This is a genomic window from Larkinella terrae (genome assembly GCF_009668025.1).
GTDB lineage: Bacteria > Bacteroidota > Bacteroidia > Cytophagales > Spirosomataceae > Larkinella > Larkinella terrae.
Genome location: NZ_WJXZ01000012.1, coordinates 446,993 through 470,115, shown reverse-complemented (window position 1 = coordinate 470,115; position 23,123 = coordinate 446,993). Strand labels below are relative to the sequence as shown.

General features: G+C 51.4%; 18 protein-coding genes. 11 read left to right on the top strand and 7 right to left on the bottom strand.

Annotated elements, in window-relative coordinates; all coding sequences use genetic code 11:
* Positions 1–28: 28 nt before the first annotated feature.
* Positions 29–811, bottom strand: a complete 783-nt coding sequence (locus GJJ30_RS20360) for a response regulator (protein ID WP_154177005.1) — start codon at positions 809–811, stop codon at positions 29–31.
* 208 nt (positions 812–1,019) lie between these two features.
* Between GJJ30_RS20360 and GJJ30_RS20355 the strand changes: the two genes are divergently transcribed.
* Positions 1,020–1,397, top strand: coding sequence for a LytR/AlgR family response regulator transcription factor (locus tag GJJ30_RS20355; protein WP_154177004.1), 378 nt, complete (start codon positions 1,020–1,022; stop codon positions 1,395–1,397).
* Positions 1,398–1,476: 79 nt separating this feature from the next.
* Positions 1,477–1,839: a LytTR family DNA-binding domain-containing protein gene (locus GJJ30_RS20350; RefSeq protein WP_154177003.1), complete on the top strand. Its 363-nt coding sequence runs from the start codon at positions 1,477–1,479 to the stop codon at positions 1,837–1,839.
* A gap of 91 nt (positions 1,840–1,930) precedes the next feature.
* Here the strand turns inward: GJJ30_RS20350 and GJJ30_RS20345 are convergent, their stop codons facing one another.
* Positions 1,931–2,869: a DUF8428 domain-containing protein gene (locus GJJ30_RS20345; protein WP_154177002.1), complete on the bottom strand. Its 939-nt coding sequence runs from the start codon at positions 2,867–2,869 to the stop codon at positions 1,931–1,933.
* A gap of 295 nt (positions 2,870–3,164) precedes the next feature.
* Here GJJ30_RS20345 and GJJ30_RS20340 point away from each other — a divergent pair, with 295 nt between their 5' ends.
* Both GJJ30_RS20340 and GJJ30_RS20335 read left to right on the top strand, forming a co-directional pair.
* Positions 3,165–3,995 (top strand): Fpg/Nei family DNA glycosylase, encoded by an 831-nt coding sequence (locus GJJ30_RS20340; RefSeq protein WP_154177001.1) that lies wholly within the window; start codon positions 3,165–3,167, stop codon positions 3,993–3,995.
* 151 nt (positions 3,996–4,146) lie between these two features.
* Positions 4,147–5,337 carry an acyltransferase family protein gene (locus tag GJJ30_RS20335; RefSeq protein WP_369008984.1) on the top strand — a complete coding sequence of 397 codons (1,191 nt, stop codon included), beginning with the start codon at positions 4,147–4,149 and terminating at the stop codon, positions 5,335–5,337.
* A 144-nt stretch (positions 5,338–5,481) separates the two neighbouring features.
* Here GJJ30_RS20335 and GJJ30_RS20330 read toward each other — a convergent pair whose 3' ends face one another.
* The 3 genes from GJJ30_RS20330 to GJJ30_RS20320 are packed head-to-tail and all read right to left on the bottom strand — an operon-like array spanning position 5,482 to position 11,304.
* A complete protein-coding gene (locus GJJ30_RS20330) occupies positions 5,482–6,216 on the bottom strand; it encodes a DUF3823 domain-containing protein (RefSeq protein WP_154177000.1) in 735 nt (244 codons plus the stop codon).
* Positions 6,217–6,229: 13 nt separating this feature from the next.
* Positions 6,230–8,020, bottom strand: a complete 1,791-nt coding sequence (locus GJJ30_RS20325; RefSeq protein WP_154176999.1) for a RagB/SusD family nutrient uptake outer membrane protein — start codon at positions 8,018–8,020, stop codon at positions 6,230–6,232.
* An 8-nt stretch (positions 8,021–8,028) separates the two neighbouring features.
* The gene (locus tag GJJ30_RS20320; RefSeq protein WP_170299238.1) at positions 8,029–11,304 is read right to left on the bottom strand and encodes a SusC/RagA family TonB-linked outer membrane protein; all 3,276 of its coding nucleotides are present in this window, start codon (positions 11,302–11,304) and stop codon (positions 8,029–8,031) included.
* A 246-nt stretch (positions 11,305–11,550) separates the two neighbouring features.
* Here GJJ30_RS20320 and GJJ30_RS20315 point away from each other — a divergent pair, with 246 nt between their 5' ends.
* From GJJ30_RS20315 to GJJ30_RS20285, 7 genes are all read left to right on the top strand, one after another.
* Positions 11,551–14,202 carry a Kelch repeat-containing protein gene (locus tag GJJ30_RS20315; protein ID WP_154176997.1) on the top strand — a complete coding sequence of 884 codons (2,652 nt, stop codon included), beginning with the start codon at positions 11,551–11,553 and terminating at the stop codon, positions 14,200–14,202.
* Positions 14,203–14,358: 156 nt separating this feature from the next.
* Entirely contained in the window at positions 14,359–14,526 is a 168-nt protein-coding gene (locus tag GJJ30_RS20310) for a hypothetical protein (RefSeq protein WP_154176996.1), read from the top strand.
* 67 nt (positions 14,527–14,593) lie between these two features.
* Positions 14,594–14,794, top strand: coding sequence for a hypothetical protein (locus GJJ30_RS20305; protein ID WP_205880588.1), 201 nt, complete (start codon positions 14,594–14,596; stop codon positions 14,792–14,794).
* An 82-nt stretch (positions 14,795–14,876) separates the two neighbouring features.
* Complete coding sequence (locus tag GJJ30_RS20300; RefSeq protein ID WP_154176995.1) at positions 14,877–15,311, top strand: rRNA adenine methyltransferase; 435 nt, start codon at positions 14,877–14,879, stop codon at positions 15,309–15,311.
* Between the two features lie 110 nt (positions 15,312–15,421).
* Positions 15,422–17,896, top strand: coding sequence for a glycoside hydrolase family 95 protein (locus GJJ30_RS20295; protein WP_154176994.1), 2,475 nt, complete (start codon positions 15,422–15,424; stop codon positions 17,894–17,896).
* A 27-nt stretch (positions 17,897–17,923) separates the two neighbouring features.
* A complete protein-coding gene (locus tag GJJ30_RS20290; protein WP_154176993.1) occupies positions 17,924–20,164 on the top strand; it encodes a DUF7133 domain-containing protein in 2,241 nt (746 codons plus the stop codon).
* Between the two features lie 93 nt (positions 20,165–20,257).
* Positions 20,258–21,544 carry a glycoside hydrolase family 99 protein gene (locus GJJ30_RS20285; protein WP_154176992.1) on the top strand — a complete coding sequence of 429 codons (1,287 nt, stop codon included), beginning with the start codon at positions 20,258–20,260 and terminating at the stop codon, positions 21,542–21,544.
* Positions 21,545–21,660: 116 nt separating this feature from the next.
* Here GJJ30_RS20285 and GJJ30_RS20280 read toward each other — a convergent pair whose 3' ends face one another.
* The gene (locus GJJ30_RS20280; protein ID WP_154176991.1) at positions 21,661–22,353 is read right to left on the bottom strand and encodes a class I SAM-dependent methyltransferase; all 693 of its coding nucleotides are present in this window, start codon (positions 22,351–22,353) and stop codon (positions 21,661–21,663) included.
* 238 nt (positions 22,354–22,591) lie between these two features.
* Positions 22,592–23,119, bottom strand: coding sequence for a hypothetical protein (locus tag GJJ30_RS20275; protein ID WP_154176990.1), 528 nt, complete (start codon positions 23,117–23,119; stop codon positions 22,592–22,594).
* Positions 23,120–23,123 lie beyond the last annotated feature (4 nt).

Here is a 23,123-nt window from a genome sequence, read left to right as displayed (position 1 = left end):
TAGCGCCCGGTTTCAGGCCCGATTTTGCTTACCAAATCTGAAATTGCTGAATAAACGCATGCTTATATTGGCGACCCAACGGAATAATGTGCTTTCCAACCGTTATTTCACGATCTGTAAATCCTTCTACTTTTTTGATATGAACAGCAAAAGACCGGTGAACCCGGGCTAATTGTACTTCACTTAAACGTTCGAGCAATGTACTCAATGTTAACCGAATAGCATATTTTCGGTCGTTGGTAACAATCGTGGTGTAAGCACCGTCGGCTTCCAGCAGCAGAATGTCTTCCAGCAGAATTTTAACAAACTGGTAGTTATGCTTAATAAAAATCAGGTTGTCGATGCGCAGAATAGTTTCCCGGGAAGGGGAATCTTTTTCAAGAATACTGTTCAGCTCCACCGATTCATCCTGGGCGGTCAGTTCCAGTTTATGGCTGAAATTGTGAAGCGCCAGTTCAATGGCAATGCGGAGGTTACTGATGATAATGGGCTTGGTTAAATAAGCCGATGGAAGCGTTTGTTTGGCCCGCTCCAGCGTGTTTTTATCAGACAAAGCGGTGGTATAAATAACCGGTACGGCCCGCACCGCCTGGATCTGCCCGATGGTTTCAATGCCATCCCAATCACCTTTCAACTGAATGTCACAGAGAATCAGATCAATCCGTTGGGTTTTAAACAATTCGAGGGCTTTACGACCATTATTTGCAATACCGACAACATAGTATCCTTCTTCTTCAAGCGTATCGGATAAATCCATGGCCAGCACAGCTTCGTCTTCAATAACCAAAATGTGGATTTGATCCTTCTCCATAAGGCCGGCTATAAATGTGGTAAATTACCAGAATATTACTGATATTAAAAGGTAATCATCTTTTTTCTTCCATTACCAAAATCAACCGTTCAGGTACCAATACGAGTCGTTAATGGCTTTTTGTTAACATCTTACTTTAATAAAAGTATATTTGCACAATTATTTAATAACTGCCTGTCACTACACCCTTTAACAAGAATTTCCTTGTATGTTAATTCCCGATTCTTCCTCTTCGGGGTCAGTATCTGCTGACCCTGTTTTACAATTATATTTTCGAGGTTCAAGACAGCATCTCTTTCAAACTTCGGACCTGGTTTGTTTGCAGGGAGATGGTAACTATACCTGGTTGCATTGGAGAAACCGTCCTTCAATAATCATGCCCAAGACATTGAAGCAACTAACTGGTATACTGCCGATTGCCGGTTTTGTTCGGGTACACCGCAATAGCATTGTAAATTGTCAATATGTTGCAAGTCTGGAAAAATTGAAATCCGGTTCAGGGGCTATTCATCTTTTAAACGGTATGGTTTTGCCCGTATCCCGGCGCCGGTGGGAAGAAATCTCGGAATTTTTAAGTAATGCATAATGAGTTAATAAACGGACATTTTTCCCGGAAAATGTCAACGAGTGAAAGTGAATAGTTTTCTCTGTCCGAATCGTAAATTATGCTGTCAATTAACGACCCCAACTTTAAAAATCAGGCTGATCTGATGAACATATTTTATCTTCATAAAGAAAGCCATCAGACCTGGATTGTTTTTTTTGACAACGAAAATAATTCACAGCAGTGCGTGTCGATTCCGGATTCACTGAATGACTGGGAAAGGCAACTGCCCGAATTCTGGCGAATCAACGAAAGCTACCTGATTAATCCGGCCATTATTTACCGGTTTTACCCCGCCGAAATGCCCCATTTTCCGCTGCCGCTGGTCGAACTGATCTCCGGCCGCGTTTTGGCCGTCAGCCGGAAAAAAACGAAAGCAATCCTCCAGAAATGGAACCGCGTGCAGAAATCCCTGATTTCCTGAGCCGCCCCGATTGAAACCAATCATCACTGCATAGAAAAAGGCGCGATACCGTTGGGTACCGCGCCTTTTTCATGGTGTGTATCTAGTTTACTTACTTGATGGCAAACGAGCCTTCGCCAATCCGGAAGCCTTCCGAATAAAACTCGATGGTATATTTACCTGCTTTGTAGGGAACCGAACCGCGGTTGTACGTCAACTCAACATTTTGGTTGTTGTTCGTAAACGGCACGGTTTGTTTCACGGTATAAATTTGCTCCTGGCCGTTAACCTGGAAGGTACCTGAACCATTCGCCATATCGGAAACAACGGCCCCCGACGGATCAAGCACCCGCACGTAGACTTCTTTTTCTTCCTGCTTCGTCAGCGGGTTTTCGGGCAGCATATAAACCACTTTCAGTTTGTCAACCCGTTTTGCTTTTACTTCATCTTCCGTAGCGTCACGTTGCTTGCCTTTTGCATTCAGCGCAAATACGCGAACGTTCTGGGCTTTCAACGCGGCAGCGCGGGTAACCTTATCGGAAAGGTCCTTATTAACCGTCGAGATGTTGGATACGGAATCCTGCAACGATTGTTTTTCGGTTTGCAGCGTCGTATTGGCATCCGTCAACGTCTGGTTGTTGGTTGCCAGCACCTGATTTTCGTTTTTCAATTGCGCAATCAGGGTATCTTTTTCAACCAGATACGCTTCGTATTGCTTGATTTTAGCTTCATACTTGGCGATCGAAATACGCTGACCTTTCCGGAGACTTGCTTTATCGCGCTCCAGATCTGCTTTCACACGCTCCAAATCACTGATATCACCACCCAGTTTTTTTACTTCGGCAATTTTAGCATCCAAAGCCGTTGAAATTGAATCCAGACGGGTTCGGGTTGTTGCTAATTCCTCGACGCGTGTGGCGATCGTTGCTTCCTGATTTTTACCCACTTCTTTCTGTTCATACAACAGATAACTGGACACACCGGCCAGAATGGTCATAATAACTAAGGCTGCGACGAGCGCTCCGTTTGCTTTTGGCTTATTGTTTTCCATAACTACTTTGTGCGGTTTGAAATGAATTAGACAGAATTAACTAGAAATAATTAAGTAAATTATTGTCATTCAATCATGCTAAGGTTAAAAAAAGACAATTTAAACGGAATATATTGTAACCATAACGGGCGTTCTATCGAGTTAGTGTATTACGAAAATAAATTTTAGCAAAAACACGATTTGAGCATCCTAGTACCTGTCTTATCGACAAGCGTGTTATTTATAACCACATTTAGCGAAAAAAAGTTACATAAAATACTAAAATACCTCTGAAAAGTATCTTAGTTTTCCAATTATGCCCGAATTACCCGAAGTCGAAATTTATCGTCGTTACCTCGAAGCCTCTTCCCTGGAGCAGCCCATCGACGCTATTGAAGTCGAAGATCCGAAACTGCTGACGACCGATTTTGCTACCCTCCACGAAACCCTCGTCGGGCGCTGGTTTACCGGTACCTACCGGGTTGGCAAGAACCTTTTTGTTCTGACCGACGGCCCGGGGGAATCCGCCAAACCGGTTATTCTGCATATGCATTTCGGCATGACGGGCGATCTGGAATACTACCATTCGTCGCTCGATCGACCCAAGTATGCCCGGATCGTTTTTCACTTCCGAAACGGCTTCAATTTAGGCTTCATCTGCCCGCGAAAGTTTGAGCGGATTGGCCTAATCGACAACATAGATACTTATTTGCAACGAAAAAAGATTGGCAAAGATGGCCTGGAGATTACTTTTTCTGAGCTAACGGGACAAATCCGTCGCAAAAAAGCCCTCATTAAACCGGTTTTGATGGACCAAAACACGGTGGCTGGTCTGGGCAACTGGATTGTCGACGAAGTGCTTTTTCAGGCGCAGATTCACCCCGAAAACCGCACCGAACAATTGACCGATGACGAAATCCGGCGCATTCACGAAGCGATCCGGCTGGTATTGACCACCGCCATTCGCCACGAAGCCGCCTACCGCGATTTTCCGAGCGGTTTCCTGATTCACGTCCGGGAGTGGGACGATTCGCCGTACGACGATGTGGAAGCGCACAAGTTCTGCCCCCGCTGCGGAACCCGGATCGAGAAAATCGAGGTCGGCGGCCGAACGACCTATTTCTGTCCGAAGGATCAACGTGTTTAATGTACCCACAGATCGGGTCGCGCAGGTCGGGCCGCACAGACTAAAGTCCGTATTTTTCAGGAAAACAGGCAAAAACACGGACTTTAGTCTGTGCGTACGTCAGTACATGAGAAAAATTGCTTTTCTTGCGCTTTCCTAATCCTGAACCACCTTGGCTACCGTACTACCTGAATTTCGCGCCGGTCGACTCATGTCGATGGACGCGTACCGCGGCTTTGTTATGTTTTTAATGGCCGCCGAAATCCTCCACTACGGCCGAATCTCGGAAGCGTTACCCGACAGTTCCTTCTGGCGTTTTATGGACCACCACCAGAGCCACGTCGAATGGTTTGGCTGCACGCTCCACGATTTGATTCAACCTTCATTTTCGTTTCTGGTCGGTGTTGCGCTGCCGTATTCCATTGCCAGCCGTCAGGCCAAAGAAGAACCGTTCGGAGTGATGTTCGCCCAAACGCTCCGGCGCTCCCTGATCCTGATTCTGCTCGGTATTTTCCTGCGTTCGGTAGGGCGCGAGCAAACCAATTTCACCTTTGAAGACACGCTGACGCAAATCGGGCTCGGTTATCCGTTTCTGTTTTTACTGGGCTTTCGGCCTACCCGCACGGTTTGGATCGCGCTGGGCGTCATTCTGGTGGGCTACTGGCTCGCTTTTGTGTTGTATCCGCTCCCCGGACCCGGTTTTTCCTACGAGGCCGTGGGCGTTCCGGCCGACTGGCCCTATCATAAAACCGGTATTGCCGGGCATTTCAATAAAAACAGCAACCTGGCCTGGGCGTTCGACACCTGGTTTCTAAATTTGTTTCCGCGCGCCAAAACATTTCTGTACAACGGCGGAGGCTACGCTACCCTGAGTTTTATTCCCACGCTGGGAACGATGGTGCTGGGGCTGCAGGCCGGGCGGTGGCTGCGGGCGGGTTTGCCGTATACCGAACTGCTGAAGCGGTTTTTGATCGCGGGTGTTATTGGTCTGGCGTCGGGCTGGCTGTTGACCATCACCGGCATTAGCCCGTCCATCAAGCGAATCTGGACGCCCGGTTGGGTGTTGTTCAGCGGTGGCTGGTGTTTTTTGCTGCTATCGGTTTTCTATTACCTCATCGATGTGCGACAATGGCGCGGCTGGGCGTTTCCGCTCGTCGTGATCGGGATGAATTCCATTGCTATTTACTGCCTGGTTCACCTCATCGATCATTTTATCATCGACACCTTTAAGACGCATCTGGGCCAGAACGTGTTCGAACAGTTTGGACCCTATGCACCCCTCGTCAGCGGAGGGGCCGCCCTGCTGGTTTTCTGGCTGATCCTGTACTGGATGTACAAAAAGAAGCTGTTTATCCGGGTATGAAACCGGTTTTTCGCTATTCATTATTCGATATTAAAAAAACTTCTTGATTCCGCCTTCGACCAACTAAAACCGCTTGTCAATAAAAAAATACCCCTAATCGGTAAGGATCAGGGGTAAAGCGGGTTCAGGAAAAATCAAAACGGACTAGCGCACCGTAGCTTTCACCACCGGGCTGTAATTGTATTTGGCGACAGCGGTTGTGCGCACGCCCACCCGGAAATAATATTGGCCTTTGGGCAAGTGCGTCTCGGACCATTTGAACGTAAACGTCCGGGGCGTTCCTAAAATGCTCGCATCGGTTACGTTGCTTGCAATATCCTGCCGCCAGAGATTGATAAAATAGCCGGATGTATTGGCGCTGATGCTTTCATCAACCTTATCGTAGTCGTTGATCATAAAAATGATCTGGGAGATTTTGGTCGTCGTATTGGCCGCCGGTTTTGTAATCGTATACGTAAATGTACTGTCGGTAACATTTGCCGTAATCCGGTAGAAAGGCGTCACTTTAAAATTCAACTCAGCCCGCTTGCCGTTGCTGAGGTCCACCGTCACCGAATCGGCGGGCTGGTAGAGGAAAGCGCCGTCGCGCGGGAGGGCCTTGTACGTACCGGCAAAAAACTGCGTGGCCGAAAATTCGCCGTTCGCTTTCAGTTCGATATCGGTCGTGCCGGGGTTCGGGTATTTCGCCTTGTCCCACTGAATAAACCGGACCGAACCGCCACCGGGTTGCCGGATCTCGAGCGGCTGGCCATTTTCGGCGTCCGTTACTTTTCCGAAAATACCCGAATCCGGGGCCACAAAATTATCCCAGTTCTTACAGCCGCTCATAACACCAAGCAGCAGAATGGGCAGGAAAACTACTGATTTAATCGATTTCATACGTGTGCGGTTTTTAATAACCCGGGTTTCCGTTTCCTAATAATGAGCCAGCTTTGCTGCGTTCAGACGATGGAATCTGAAAGTAATAGTCTTTGAGCTGGTAGGTTTTACCACCGCCGTTTGGCGTTTTTTCGAAGACGTAATCTTTGGCGTTTACATCGTAATAAATGAAGAGCCCGCTCGGAATCCAGCCGCTAAATTCCGTCGTTAGAGTTCGCCATCTCCGTAAATCCCAGAAGGTGCGGTTTTCGAAGGCCAGCTCCACGTTCCGTTCGTTCCGGATTTTGGTGCGGTCGATGGTCGTCAGTTTGGCCACGCCCGCACGGGTGCGAAGTTGGTTGACGGCATCGAGGGCTTCGGCGGCCGGTTTTCCCAATTCAAACGAAGCCTCCGCAAAATTGAGCAGCACTTCGCCCAGGCGCATGTCCAGCCAGTCGGTTTCCGAACTCCAGTCGACGCATAAATTGGCGGGCCGGGCCGGATCGAGCCATTTTTTCAGCCAGAATACACTCGCGCCGTTGTTGGAATTGCCGGTCGCTCGCACCGAATTGGCGGTCGGATTGGCTACAATCTGTTTCTTGTCGATGTCGAAATACTGGTTGAGCGCTGTGCCGTTGTATTTCACGCCGTTGTGAATAACTCCCCGCTGACCGGTAATCTCGACGCCCTTAAATGAAGTACCCGTCGAGATGACCGAACCAAAAAACCGGGGGTCTTTATTTTTGAAAACATCCTGCGGATTGGCGTAATGGACGTAAGCGCCGGGCGTACCGATGTTCAGCGTTCCGGGCGAGCCGTCCACGTAGTCAAACCGCTCAACCATATCCAGCGTTGGCGTCAGGCGGTTGGCATAACCGATTGGCGAGCGAATGGCGTCCGGCAAGGCCATCAAATCCTGCGAATGCGTCCGGCGGGTCGATTCATAATCCCAGCCTTTGCAGAAAATAGCCTCCGAATTGCCCTGCAATTCAAAAAATAACATCTGGAAATTCAGGGCCTTATCGGTCGGATACTTATTGAAAAGACTATATTTTCCGCCATCGATGATGGCTTTTGACGCATCGTAAGCCGCTTGCAGATAAGGCGTTGCCTTCGACGGATCGACGCCCACCAAACCATCCAGCTGAACCGTTCCGAATTTGGCGATGGACCCGGCGTGGAGCATCGAACGCGAAAGCAGCGCCAGGGCCACGTACTTGTTGGCGCGTCCGTACACGCTCGTTGCCGGTAAGTTGGCCACGGCAAAATCCAGATCCGATTTTACCAGCTCCCAGACTTCGGCTTCTTTGCTGCGCGGCAGGTTCAGGGATTGCGTATTGCTGTCGTCGACTTGTTGGGGTTCCAGCAAAATCGGCACTCCGCCCCAGTATTTGACCAGTTCCTGATAATAATACGCCCGCACAAACCGGGCTTCGGCGACGTACGCGTTTTTGGTCGCTTCGGGCAGCGCAACCGTCGCAATTTCCTTGATAAACGTGTTCACATTCCGAACCGCCCGGTACAGTTTTCCCCAGTTTTCGTCGTTGTTGGCGGCATTGGTCGAGTTGGTGGTTTCCCAGGTCCAGTTGGCGGTGTAGCCGTCGCCGTTAGCCGGAAATTCGCCAAACCGCCCGTTACAGAAGCTGAAATCCTCGATGGGCAGGTCCTTGTATAAAGTAGCGAAATAGGCTTCCACGGCCTCCGGACTGTTGTACACCTGTTCGGCGGTCAGCAGGTCAACCGGTTTTTTATCCAGAAAACTATCGTTACAGGCCGACAAGCCGACCATCAACAGCAAGGCAAGGTAGATTTTGATATTCTTCATCTTGGATTTCAAAAAGAAAGTTGGAGACCCAAATTCACGTTCATCGTAAGCGGGTAGTTGTAACTGTACAGCCGGTCATCCGTGTATTCCGGGTCCACGAAATCGAGTCCTTTCGAGAACGTAAACAGGTTGTAACCGTTTCCGAAGACGCGTAATCCTTTGATGTGGGCTTTGCTCAACAGCGTTTTCGGCAAACTGTAACCCACTTCCAGGCTTTTCACGCGCATGTACGTGGCATCGAACCGCCAGAACTCGTTGCTCTTGTAGTTCTGCCGCTGGCCGGTCGACGGATATTTTCCCGGAATCCATTGGCTGGAGGCATCCACGATGTCCGAGCGGTGCCAGCGATCGTTGAACGCGCTGATCGGGTTGGCCGTCTGGAAGTAGAAGGGCCGTGACAGTTGATCCTGATACGCCACCTGATACATGGTCGCGCCCTGCAACAGCATCGAAATGTCGAAGCCTTTCCACGAAACGGTAATGTTCGTACCGAAATAAATAGCCGGTTTGCTCTGCCCGCGCCCGATCACGGTTTCGTCGAGATTGTTGATAATGCCGTCGCCGTTCAGGTCCACGTACCGAATGTCGCCGGGCAGGATGGTGCGGTTTCCGGCACCGTCCATAATGGCCCAGTTCCGGATTTCCTCGAGGCTCGTAAACTGACCATCGGTTTTGTATCCCCACACAATGTCGTTGAAACGTCCGGCATTGCGGTTTCGCCAGTAATCATAGTCGCTGTTCGCGGGCGTTTCTTCGCGGTAACGGTATTGCGTCCGGGCGTAGCTCATGTTGGCCGAAATCGAGTAATTGATATCCCGAAATTTGTTGCGGTGGCCCAGAACGAGTTCAAAGCCCTGCGTACGGTCCTGATTCAGATTAACTTGCGGCAGGTTGACACCGTATGTCGCCGGAATGGTCGAAATCCGGTCGCCCAGCAAACCGTCGCGATCCCGGCGGAACACATCGGCTTCGAACGTGAGCAGGTTGTTCCAGAGCGATCCTTCCAGCCCGAAATTGGTGGTTGTCGAGGTGTACCAGGTAATGTTCGGATTCGCCGAGTTTTTGAAACCCAGACCACCCACGAAGTTCGTTCCAAACTGATAGCCACTGCTGGGGTAGGTATAACCGGTCAGGAACTGGAACGACGCGCCTGCAATACCGTCGTCGCCCAGCACGCCGTAGGAACCGCGCAGTTTCAGATTGGAAATGAACGGCAGGTTGTTCCGAACAAAGACTTCCTCGGAAAGCCGCCAGCCCGCCGAGAAATACGGGAAAAAGCCCCAGCGACTGTTTTTCGGAAAGCTCGACGAACCGTCGTAGCGAAAACCGGCCTCCACCAGATACTTCCCGGCGTAATCGTAATTGACGCGGCCCACGTAGCTCATGTTGGCGCTTGAACTGTAGCCGGAGCCAATGGCATCGGTTTTCCGGCTCCCGGCCGCGAGCTGGTCAACGGCATCGATGATAAACTGCGTGGAGGCATTGTTGCTGTTGTTCACCCGGTCGATCTGCTCATACAGGCCCAGAGCGCCAACATTGTGTTTTCCGAAGCTATTCTGGTAATTGAACGATAGCTGCAAATCGTTCCGTTTTCCCTGCCCAAATGCCTCGCTGATACGGGAAGGAGCCAGGTGCAGATACGGTTTCTGGTAATACGTCTGCGTGGCCGCGTCGAACAGGTATTCGTACTGATTGTATTTTTTGGTGAACTGCTTCCGGAAATTGTAGTTGATGTCGTACGCGTACTGCGCCTTGACGCTCAGCCCTTTCACAAACGGCACCACGTATCCCAACTGAAAAGTGGACGTCAGGAATTTTTCGTCGTTCCGATTATAACCACTGTAGGCTTCCGAAAAATCGGCAATTGGGTGACTCAGCGCACTGAGCGGTTGCCGCAGATAAGCCGGGTCGTTGTTGGAATAAAGCGGTTCGGTGGGGTCCCACTGCCAGGTGTTTTTCAGCAACGCCCACATGGCCTGGCTCGGCTCCCGGCTGATGGAGTTGATCAACGCAATGTTCGCGCCCATCGTCAGACCCTTGGTCAGTTCGGCGTCGACGTTGAGCCGCAAGTTGTATTTTTTCCCCATCAAAATGTCGGAGTTGAACAAACCGCCTTCCCCAAAAAAACCGGCAGAAGCAAAATACCGCAGTTTGTCCGTTCCGCCGTTAATGGTCAGGTTGTGCTGCTGCTGTGACGCCCGATCCCGCAAAACCGCCTTCAAAAAATCCGTACTTGTGGCCTTACCGCTCTGAAAATCCGCCAGTTGTGCGGCCGAATACTTGGGTGGCGTCAATTCACCGCGGTTGCTGATGTTGTTGTTTACCTGCTGTTCATTGTACAGGGTAGCGTATTGAAATGCATTCGACAAAGCCGGGTAACGGGTTATAATCTGTTGCCCGACGTGCGTCGTATAATTGACCTGCACCTTGCCCTGGCTGCCTTTCTTGGTCGTCACCAGCACGACGCCATTGGCTGCTTTGACGCCGTATATGGCCGCCGTTGCGTCTTTCAGAATTGATACGCTTTCAATCTCGTTCGGGTCCAGTCGGTCAAAACCGGCCTTATCGCGCTGCACGCCATCCACGATGATCAGAGGACCACCGGTCTGGTTGCCGTTGATGTCGTTCGGATCGGTGTAACTAAACCCGCGAATGTCGATCTGGGAATCGTATTTACCGGGCTGGCTCGACAACTGAACGACGCGAACGCCCGGTGCCCGGCCGGTCAGTGTGTTGGTAACATCGTTGTTTGCGTTGATGACCAATTCTTTACTGGCCACGGTTGCAATGGCACCCGTCACGTTCACCTTGCGTTGCGTACCGTAGCCCACCACCACGACCTCGCCCAGCGCCTGCGCATCTTCTTTCAGCGTTACGTCGAGCACACTGCGGTTGTCGACACTGACTTCGTAGGAAATGTAGCCGACAAACGAATACACCAGCGTGGTAGGTCCGTTCGGAATGCTGAGCGAATAAGCGCCTTTCTCGTTGGTGGTTGTCCCGCGCGTGGTGCCCTTGATGACGATGTTCACCCCCGGCAAAACCGCTCCTTTTTCGTCGGAAACTTTCCCCGTAATCGTGCGATCCTGTATTTTACCAGCGGACACGGCGTTTGGCAGCCGGGACGGACTGGCCGACGAAACCGCAGGCAGCTCCGCCCGGCGGGCCAGCAGTTCCTGAGCCTGTGCGGGCAGCGCTGCCGACAATCCGCTCAGCAGGAACACCCTTGCGAGGTGCGCAAATGGCACGCGCACGGTCCTTAAATGCGATAAAAATTTTTGCATAAACCCTGATTTTATTGGATAAAACATGGGGCGAAGAACGCCGTCAGGGCTTAAAAAAATCTTAATAAATGCTTAATTCAGAGGGCTTCTGTCTGTGTTTTATCAATTTTATTATGGTTTTTTTCTAATTTAATTCAGTCCATTCCGGCACTGCGGAAACAACCCACCGGCTTTGACAGAAGGCGAATATTGGATAACTTAGGGGCATTGTAGACGCCATTCGTCCCGAAAAATGTAAGCCGTACAATGAAAGGCGACGCTCAAATAGTCAACCAATACCGACTGACGGGCGGGAAAACCAGAATAATGGAGGGCTTTAACCAATCACTATCCAGCTTTTTACGACGTTCCTTCTTTTTTACCCTAATCGCCCTGCTGTCGGCGACGGTTTCGCTTTGGGCTCAGTCCTACGGTTTGCGGTTTGTGGGGCAGGAAGAAATGCAGGACAACCGGACTTCGCTGGATCTGGCTCCCGAAAAACCGTTGTGTCTCGATGGGAATATCGAGCTGTCGTTCGATGTGTCGCTGGCAAGCAGCTACAAAACGTATTTTGGCTACATTTTCCGGATGATTCAGGACGATGCGCAGAACCTCGATCTGCTTTACGACCAGAAATCGCTGAATTTTAAAATGATTATTGGCGAGCGGTTTTCGCAATCCGTGATTAAAATCGACTCGGCGCATTTATACCACCACTGGAACCGTTTTAAACTGCAACTGGATCTGAAGAGCCAGGCGATGCACGTTTATGTCAATGACAGGCTGGTGATCACGGATAAAATCCATTTTAAAGAACGGGGTTGTTTTAAACTATTTTTTGGCGGAAACGAATTTAACCGGTTCAAATCGAAAGATGTTCCGCCGATGAATCTAAAAGATATAATTCTGTCTGAAAACGACGAACCGGTTTACCACTGGCCGCTGAACGAAGTCGGGGGAACGACGGCCAAAGATGAGATTTCCGGCCGGGTTGCCTCCGTTAAAAATCCGGTCTGGATCAAATCGCTGCACAACGAATGGAAACTAACGGATCAGTTGTCGCTGAAAGGCCGGACGAGCGTTGCATTTGATCCGAAATCCGAAACCGTGTACGTGATTGGTTCGAATGCGCTCTATCAATACGCCGTTCGAAAGCGGCAGGGCTCAGTGCAATTGCACAAAAACCCGCCCCAGAGCTTCTTTCTGGGCAGTCAGGCCATTTACAATCCGTATACCGCCCGCCTGTACGACTATTTTGTGGACCAGAAAGCGGTTTCGGTCTATGACCCGGTTTTGCGCGGCTGGGCTACCGAAACGATTACACCCAGCCACGTTAAAGTAACGGAATTCTGGCATGCTAACCAGTTTATCGGAGCTGACTCGTCGCTTTATATCCTGGGTGGCTACGGTCAGTTGACGTACAAAAACCGCATTCACCGGTACCGGTTTGCGACGAAACAGTGGGAAACCGTTCCGATAACTGGTAACGTGTATACGCCCCGTTATCTTGCCGCTTTGGGTACAAATTCCTCCGCTGACACTGCTTATCTGATCGGCGGTTATGGCAGTTTGACGGGCGAACAAATGCTCAATCCCAAGAGCAATTATGACCTTCTGGAATACCGGATGAAGGACAATACGTTCCGGAAAATCTACGAATTAAACGTTCCGAAAACGGATTTTGCATTTGCCAATTCGCTCGTTATCGATCCGAAAGCGAAGGTTTTTTACGGACTTATATTTCCTAATCAACAGTTTAAATCGCAGCTCCAACTGATTCGTGGTTCGTTGTCGGAACCAACGTATGAGCTGGTAGGGCATTCCATTCCGTACCAGTTTCACGACATTCACTCGTATTCGGACCTGTATTATTGCCCGGTTAGCCAGAAACTGATTGCGGTGGTGCTGTATCGCAATGAACCGAACAACACCACGGATGTCAAGTTGTATTCAATTTCGTTTCCGCCGAATGCGTTGGAAACGCGTGCCGTTCCGGAGCAGCAATCGTCCGTTCAATACGGTTTATTCGGGCTGGCGGTTTTTGGCGCGGGCGTACTTTTTTTTCTGTATTTCCGGAAAAAACGCCGGACTTCAGCCCGGCAGAAAGCCGAAGTGGCCGGTCGACTTCTGGAACCGGAACCACTTCCAACAGCGGAAAAACTTCCGGTCAACAGCGTTTCCGGGACCGAACCGACGCCCAGAGCGAGCATCTTCTTTTTTGGTAATTTTCAGGTGATCGACCACGACGGCTGCGACATTACCAAGTCGTTTACGCCCTTGCTGAAAGAGCTTTTTCTGCTGCTGGCGCTCAACAGCATCGACAAGCAGCGCGGGGTTCCGTCCGAAAAACTCAACGAAATTCTCTGGCCCGACAAATCCGGGCGGGATGCGAGCAATAACCGCTCGGTTAACATCGCCAAACTGCGTAATATTCTGGACAAAGTCGGTTTTTGTTCGCTCTCCAAAGAGTCCGGTTATTGGAAAATGGAGTTCGACTTTAGCCAGCTTTACGTCGATTACGAGCGTTATATGGCGATTATCCACCACAAAGCCGCCCTGACAAGACAGACCATTTTCGAGCTGGGCGAAATCACCAAGCGAGGTTCTTTTTTACTGAATACCGAATACTACTGGCTGGACGATTTCAAGGCCGACAGTTCCAATAAAATTATCAATACGTTTCTGCAATACGCTGAAAAACTGGATATTAGCGAAGATCCGGAATTCCTGATCGAGCTCACCAACTTCATTTTTTATTACGACCCCGTCAACGAAGACGCCATTATTTTGAAATGCAAGGCACTGTCGCTCATGGGAAAACACACGCTGGCCAAGAATACGTTCGAGAAATTTACCCGCGACTACAAAGCCATCTACGGCGAAGAATACGAGCAGCCATTCTCGGCCATTATCGACTGAATCCGAAATTCCTGGCTGATTTTTGCGTAAATCCCGCCCGGTTTTCCCTTCCGTTAAGCATTTATTAAGATTTTCTTAAGAGGACCGCGCGTAATTTGTGTCCGATAAATCCAGAAAAATACCGGATTTGTCAAAACTATTCCTAAACCTTTTTTCATGACTATTTCTGGGCTGATCAAACCGTTGAGCCGGAACGTATTTCTCATGCTGCTGATTAGTCTGGGTTGTAACCGGCTGGCTCAAAAAAACCGCCAGCCAGCAGATGCAGAATCGTCCCAAAACTGGCCCGAATACGGCGGGCGGCTCGATCAGTCCAAGTTCTGACCGGGCCGCCCCGCGCAACGGTGTACCTCAACCCAAAAGGTGAATCGCGTCGCTGGGATAACCGGTTTTGTACTGGTACCGGATGGTTCGGAGCCCGAAAGCGCCCGGCGGATCGGAGTTTGTTCCCGAACTGATTCACAACCGCTCCGGTGCGGGTTCGGACGTGCTGGCCGTCGATCTGAACAAAGACGGTGCCATCGACATCGTTTCGTCAACCGATCGCGGGACGTTTATTTTCTGGAATAAACCGGTCCGAAATGGCAAATAATCAATCCGGTTTGGGTTTTGGCTTCAACTAATCGACTATTTTTGAACTGGTTAAGAGAGTATATTCTAAACGCGTTTATCCAATGCCTTTCGATACCAATAACAAAATCGTGCAACTCTGCGCACAGGGAATGAACTACGAAGGAGAGCCCGAAAAAGCGCGTCCATTCTTTCAGCAAGCCTGGGCGGAAGCCACCACGCATTTTGAAAAGTTTGTTGCCGCCCATTACGTCGCCCGCCAGCAACCGAGCGTCAACGACAAGTTAAAATGGGACGAAACCGCGCTCCAATTTGCCTTGCTCGACAATCAGGAAGACATCCGGGCTGCTTATCCGTCTCTTTACCTGAACAGCGGAAAAGGCTACGAGGATCTGCGGGATTTTGATCGGGCGCGGAAACATTATCAACTGGCACAGTCTTTTGTCGGCTATTTACCGAACGACGGTTACGGAGAAATGATCCGATCGGGCATCCGAAATGGTCTGGAAAGAGTGAAAGATGAGCCGCAAAGGGGGTAGGTAAACACAGTCCGTTCCTTTTATTGCCGGTACCTGACCGGTTTTGCGAAAAGGTGTTCCGAAACAAAAACCGCCCGCGAGCTACTCCTAAATTTTGGTTAATGAACCCTATGAAAACTCTATTAGTTAGCCTGTTTCTGTCCGTTTTTACCCTGATCGGCCACGCACAGCAACCGGCTTCCCTAAAACTTTGGTACAACAAACCCGCGGGCAAAATCTGGACGGATGCCCTGCCCGTCGGCAACGGGCGGTTGGGCGCGATGGTTTACGGAAATCCGGAACAGGAAATAATCAAACTGAACGAATCTTCGGTCTGGTCGGGCGGGCCAAACCGCAACGACAATCCCGATGCGCTGGCGGTTTTGCCGACCATCCGGAAACTGATTTTTGAAGGGAAACATGCTGAAGCTCAGAAACTGGCGGCCGAAAAAGTTGAGTCTAAAAAGGCGCAGGGCATGATGTTCCAGCCCGTCGGCAACCTGAATCTGGCGTTTGCCGGTCACGACTCCTTCACCGACTATTACCGCGAACTGGATCTGGAGCGGGCCGTTACCACCACATCTTATACGGTTGCGGGTGTCAAATATACCCGGCAGGTGATCGCTTCCGTACCCGATCAGGTCATCGCCGTTCGACTGACGGCCAGCCAGCCGGGCAAACTGACCTTCACGACTTTTCTGAACAGTCCGCAGAAAACCGAGCGCCAGACCGAGGAGACGAACAAACTGATTTTAAGCGGCATCACCAGCGACCACGAAGGCGTCAAAGGGCAGGTGCGGTTCAATGCCCACGTCCGGGTTTTGCCGGAAGGGGGGCAGCTCAGTCGCAACGATACGTCGGTGGTGGTAACGGGTGCGAATGCCGCGACGCTCTACGTGTCGATCGGGACCAATTTTGTGGATTACAAAACCCTGACCGCCAATCCGCAAGCCAAAGCCGAAGAACCGTTAAACCGGGTGATGGCGCGCCCGTTCAAAACCGTTTTGCAGGATCACGTGGCCGCTTACCAAAAATACTTTGATCGGGTAAAACTGGATCTGGGTACAACCGATGCGGCCAAATTGCCCACCGACGAGCGAATCCGGCAGTTTGCCTCCGGCAACGATCCGCAACTGGTTTCGCTGTATTTCCAGTTTGGGCGTTATTTGCTGATTTCCTGCTCACAACCCGGGCGTAACGGCGTAGGGGGGCAGCCTGCGACCTTGCAGGGCATCTGGAATCAGCAAATGAGTCCGCCCTGGGACAGTAAGTATACGATTAACATCAACACCGAAATGAATTACTGGCCCGCGGAGGTCACGAACCTGACTGAACTGCACGAGCCGCTGATTCAGATGGTCAAGGATTTATCGCAAACCGGTCAGGAAACCGCCAGAACTATGTACGGCGCGGGGGGCTGGGTGGCCCACCACAACACCGATTTGTGGCGGATTACCGGGCTGGTCGATCCGGTTTTCTATGCCATGTGGCCGATGAGCGGGGCCTGGCTCAGCCAGCATGCCTGGGAAAAATACCGGTATTCCGGCGACAAAACGTACCTGAAATCGGTCTATCCGGCCATCAAAGGGGCCGCTCAGTTCTTTGTCGATTTTCTGGTGGAAGAACCAACGCACCATTGGCTGGTGGTTTGCCCCAGTATGTCGCCCGAAAACGCGCCCACCAGCCGCCCGAACGTCACGATCGGTGCGGGACATACGATGGACAATCAACTGGTTTTCGACATTTTCACGGCAGCCCTCCGGTCGGCCGAAGCCCTGAATACGGATGCGGATTTTGTCAAAATTCTGAAGGAAAAACGCGCCCGGCTGGCACCGATGCAGGTCGGCCAGTTCGGGCAGTTGCAGGAATGGCTGGAAGACCTCGACAACCCGAAAGACCAACACCGCCACATTTCGCACCTGTACGGTTTGTACCCAGCTGGGCAACTGTCGGCTTACCGCACGCCCGAGCTGTTCAGCGCGGCCCGCACCTCGCTTGAACACCGGGGCGACGTTTCGACGGGTTGGTCGATGGGCTGGAAAGTCAACTGGTGGGCGCGGCTGCTCGACGGAAACCGGGCCTACAAACTCATCACCGACCAGCTTTCGCCCGTCAATGCACCCGGCAAAAAAGGCGGTGGCGGAACGTATACCAACCTGTTCGACGCGCATCCGCCGTTCCAGATCGACGGCAATTTTGGCTGTACGGCGGGTGTGGCCGAAATGCTGCTGCAAAGCCACGACGGAACCGTTCACCTGCTGCCCGCCCTGCCCGACGTCTGGAAGGACGGCAAAGTCAGCGGTTTGCGGGCGCGGGGCGGTTTTGAATTGGTGTCGATGGAATGGAAAGACGGCAAAATTGCGAAGCTGACCATCAAATCCAACCAGGGCGGCAACTGCCGGATTCGGGTTCCGAACATGCTGAAAGCGAACGGAGTAGCGTTGAAAACCGCTCAGGGTACCAATCCGAATCCGTTTTATCAGCCCGAAGAAACCGCCAAACCCTTGATTTCATCCCAGGCCACACTCAACCCGCTGCCGCTGAAGGAAACCTTCGTGTATGATTTCCCGACGCAAAGCGGAAAAAGCTATCTATTGACGTTGTAGTCGCCATGACATTTGCCTTCTAAACCCATGAAAAAAACAATCTGGCTCAGCAGTGTGCTGGCCGCGTCGCTGCTGGCCGTTACCTGTCAGGTCGCCCGGCAAAATGCCCCGAATTCCGCCCAAACCGCTACGAGCCAATCCGAACAAACCGTTCCGGCGTTTACCGAGAATCCGTCTCCGGCTCATTTAACGCCCGAACAAAGTCTGAAATCGTTCCGGCTGCCGAAAGGCTATCACCTTGAACTGGTGGCTAGCGAACCGATGATTCATGAACCGGTGGCGGTGGCCTGGGATGGAAACGCCCGCATGTACGTGGTGGAAATGAATACCTACATGCAGGATGTGGACGGCTCCCACGAACATGATCCGACGAGCCGGGTGATGCTGCTGGAGGATACCAACAACGATGGAAAAATGGACAAAAGCTCCGTTTTTATCGATAAACTGCTGTTACCCCGCATGTTGCTGTGCGTCGGGCACGAGTTGCTGGTCAACGAAACCGATACCTACGACATTTACAGCTACAAGGACACGAACGGCGACGGCGTGGCTGATCAGAAAAAACCGGTTTTTAATCCGGGCAAAAAGGCCCCCGGCAACCTGGAACACCAGCGCAGCGGTCTGGACTGGAACCTCGACAACTGGATTTACGTCACCGTCGATCCGGTGCGGTTTCGGTATACGGGGGGCGTTTTGAAAGCCGATTCGATTCCCAGCGGCTCCGGTGGTCAGTGGGGGTTGACGCACGACAATTACGGACGGCTGTATTTCTCGTCGGCGGGGGGCGAAGTTCCAGCCCTGGGTTTCCAGATCAATCCCATTTACGGGCGGATGGAATTCAGCGATCAGTACAGCCAGGAATTCAACGCCGTCTGGCCAATCATCAAAACGCCGGATGTGCAGGGTGGTGTGCAGCGCATCCGGCCCGCCGATACCACCCTGAATCATTTCACGGCCAGTTGCGGGCAGGTGGTTTTTCGGGGCGACCGGCTGCCGTCAGATCTGTCAGGCGATTTGCTGATTGCTGAACCCGTTGGGAGACTGATCCGCCGGGCAAAAGTCGGCAATGTGGCCGGTAAAACGACGCTCGAAAATGCCTACCAGAAAGAAGAATTCATCGCGTCGACCGACATGAATTTCCGGGTCGTCAACATGTATACCGGTCCGGACGGTTGTCTGTATCTGGTCGACATGCACCGGGGTATCATTCAGGAAGGCAACTGGACGCGGCCGGATAGCTACCTGCGGCCCCAGATTACGCGCCTGGGGCTGGACAAAAACATCCAGCACGGCCGGATTTACCGACTGGTTCACGACGGACTGAAACCCGGCCCAAAACCGCAGATGCTTGACGAAACCAGCGCCAAACTGGTCGCCTATCTGGATCATGCGAACGGCTGGTGGCGCGATAACGCCCAGAAAGAACTGATCGTCCGCAACGACCAAACCGTTGTTCCAACCCTGAAGGCCATTGCAACGGGCCAAAAACCGGCTTCGGCGCTGGGCCGTATTCACGCCTTGTGGACGCTGGAAGGGCTGAACGCGTTGGATAAAACCGTGATTTTGAAAGTCCTGACGGACGAAGACGCCCAAGCCCGCCGAACCGCCGTTCGGCTCAGTGAACCGTATCTGAAACAAAACGACGCGACTCTGCTGGCGCGGCTGGGTGATTTGAAAACCGATCCGAGTTTCGACGTCCGCACGCAATTGGTTCTTTCACTTTCGTATAGTCCTGATCCAAAAGCGAAGGTGTTGGCGCAGGAAATCATTACGCTGGCGCCCGGCAATGAAATGGTGGCCCGCGCGCAGCGAAGTCTGGACAAAAACGAAGACGTTAAGAAGTTTGGACGGCGGCTGGGCAGTCTGGACGAAGTGGATCGGAAGCTGGTGCTGAACGGTTCGACGATTTATAAGTCGCTGTGTACGACCTGCCACGGGCCGGATGGCAAAGGACTGGAAAGCAAAGCCGCCCCTCCGCTGGTGGATTCGAAACGCGTTCGGAACCGCAACAAAGACATCGCGATCCGCATTTTGCTGCACGGTCTGTCCGGCCCGATCGACGGCCAAACGTACCCGGACGTAATGCCCGCGATGGGCGCCAACGACGACGAGTGGCTGGCTTCGGTGCTGAGTTACATCCGCTACGAATTTGGCTCCAATCAGGGCGTTGGCGTACGACCCGCCGATGTCAAAGCCGTTCGGGAGCAAACCGCCGGACGCACCAAAGCCTGGACGCTGGACGAACTGATAAAACCGGATCAGAAATAAAACCGCTCATTTTTCCAGAACCTTACCGGATCATTTTCTAACCCGCAGAAGCTGACAAATTAAATCTGACACATACGATTTTACCTAAATTCCATGAAAAAGCTCATTTTCCTGGCCGGGATTTTATTGGCCTTACTTTCCGGTTTTGACGTTAAAAGTCAGACTACTGAAGTCAACTACGACGAAACCGGCTGTCTCTACACCAGCTACAAGGGGCTGGTTATGGCCGGATACCAGGGCTGGTTTGCCGCTCAGGGCGACGCGTCCGACCGGGGCTGGCACCATTACCAGAAACGCGGAAAGTTCGAACCCGGTTTTGCGTCGATCGACTTCTGGCCCGATGTAAATGACTACCCGACCACTTACCCGACGGCCTTCAAATACGCCAATGGCGAAACCGCATCGGTGTATAGCCCGTACGACGAAACCAGCGTCGATCTGCATTTCAAATGGATGAAAGACTACGGCATCGACGGGGTGTTTATGCAGCGGTTTTTGTCCGAAATCAAATCCGAAAAAGGGAAGCGGCATTTCAACAAAGTGCTGGCTAACGCGCTGAAAGCGGCTAAAAAGCACAAACGGGCCATCTCCATCATGTACGATCTGAGCGGTTCGACCTCGGCGGATATGGATTTGCTGGCGAACGACTGGAATGAGTTGCAACAGCTTTTTGCCCTGTTCAACAACAAGGAAAATCCGACCTATCTCCGGCACAACGGAAAACCGCTGCTGGCGATCTGGGGAGTCGGGTTTAACGACAACCGCCGGTATACCGTGGCCGATATTCAGGGACTGATGGAGAAAGTGAAAGGGCCGACGAAGAAAACGGCGGTTTTGCTGGGCGTGCCGTATTACTGGCGAACGATGACGAAGGATACCGAACCGTCGGAACTGCTGCATCCGCTCATCAAAAGTGCCGACATCATCATGCCCTGGGCCGTCGGACGGTACAATCCCAACTCGTACGCAACGGTTTCGGGAAACACGCTGGCGGACGATATCGAGTGGTGCAAAACTAATCAAGTCGATTACGTGCCGCTGGTTTTTCCGGGATTCAGTTGGGGAAATCTGAAAAACAGTCCGAATGTCTACAACCAGATTCCGCGTTTGAAAGGCGATTTCCTGTGGCAACAGGTCGCAGGAGCCCAACAGGCCGGGGCACAAAGTCTGTACGTGGCGATGTTCGACGAAGTGGACGAAGGAACGGCCATTTTCAAGACGAAGCGGGAAAATGAATTACCGTTGAACGGCGAGGGCAAATTTGTGGGCATCGAAACCGGGCTGGATTCCGACTATTATCTCTGGCTGACGGGCCAGGCCACCCACTGGTTCCACGGCAAAAAGGGCTATTCAGCCCAAAAACCGGTCCGGAAAAAGTAGGATATAACCCCTAAATCCCCTGAAGGGGACTTGGACGCAGCAAAAATCCGAATCAAAAAGTCCCCTTTAGGCCGGGCCGACGCTTCGGGATTTAGGGGCATAATGCGCGTATACTATTACGAAAACGCGTAGAAACTCTGGCTGGCGGCTTCCACCAGCGACGCATACGACGCGTTGTGCAGTTTGCGCATCAGAAAACCGTGTTCGCGCAGGTAATGCAGGTTAAATTTCCGCATCAGGTGGTGGTAAGGAACTTCGGGCCTTTCGACGTGCTTAATGACGTAATTCGGAAAATACCCGTAAACCTCTTCCGGAGCGATGCTGTAAGGTGCCGCGTTCATTTCCGGCGCATATTCCAGCGTGTTCAGAAAATACTCCGTTCCGGGAGAGGTCAGCTCTTCCATTTTTTGCAGGTACCCGACCCGCATGGGAAGCGGTAACGCAGCCAACGAAGCCCGGTCATATACGAGGTCAATCTCACCGGCTTCATCGGGCGTTAGTGCGAACAGATCTTTGCAAAAAATGGTCAGATTGTTCGAGATATACCGCTCCCCGACTTTTTCATACGCAAGCTGGTTTTCCGCAAAGAATTGCAGGATAACGCCTTCGACCTTTTCCACGCCCACAACGCGTTCCGCAAATTGACTGAAATACACCAGATCCAGCGACCGGCCGCAGAGCGGCACGAAAATCGATTTTTCCATTAACGCAAACGGCGTCAGGTGTTTCAGCACGTACGGATGAACGTCCTGGCGGTGAAAGCGGCTGTTCGTCTCTTCCCACGATTCGGCCCAGGCTTGCTTTTCCATGTAGTACTTGTTGTTGTTCTTGTTGTTCAGTAGTTGTTGTTGCTGTGTCTTTCGACGCTACAAAGTTGGCAGATTGAACCGCGGTTTGGTAGAGGAAATTTACGGTTTCTTAAAAACAGGTACTTTTACGTATACCGGGAAGAACAGATTATGAATAAATGATGAATGCTAAATATAAAAGTGTTTTCCAATCCGGCACTTTTACATTTAGCATTCATCATTTTACATTTACCATTTATTAGTTACTGCTTCCTTCCACCACTTCAATCTTTAAAATCCGGTTTTCGACGGTTCCGTCGGTAATGATGGGTTCGTCGTAATAATGCACGCGCATCCGCATGCCATCGCGGATCGGCACCCGAACGGCGTCGTTGTTTTGAAAACCGGCGGCACTGCCCCCGCCGGTAATGTAGTAGCCAAATTTAACCGTATCGACCGTAAATCCTTCGTAGTGATAATTTTGCCACTTTTGACTGGCATCCTTGTCGCGCCATTTTTTCTCCCAATAGCCGGTTACTATGCCCTCGGTTTTCAGGCAGTCGTCGGATTCCAGCTTCTTTTTCAGCCGGGTATAATCCCAATAGGGCAGGAGAACCGCCACGGCGGTGAAGACGCAGAAAACCGTCAGCAGGATTTTCCGGTGTTTCCAGGAATGAAAGAATAGAAAAACCACCAGCGTTGCAATGGCGAGTCCGGCCGCAATGTAGGCCATAAGCCATTCCTCGTAGCCTCTGGCCGCGATGTCGTAAACCGTACGGTAATGCATAAAA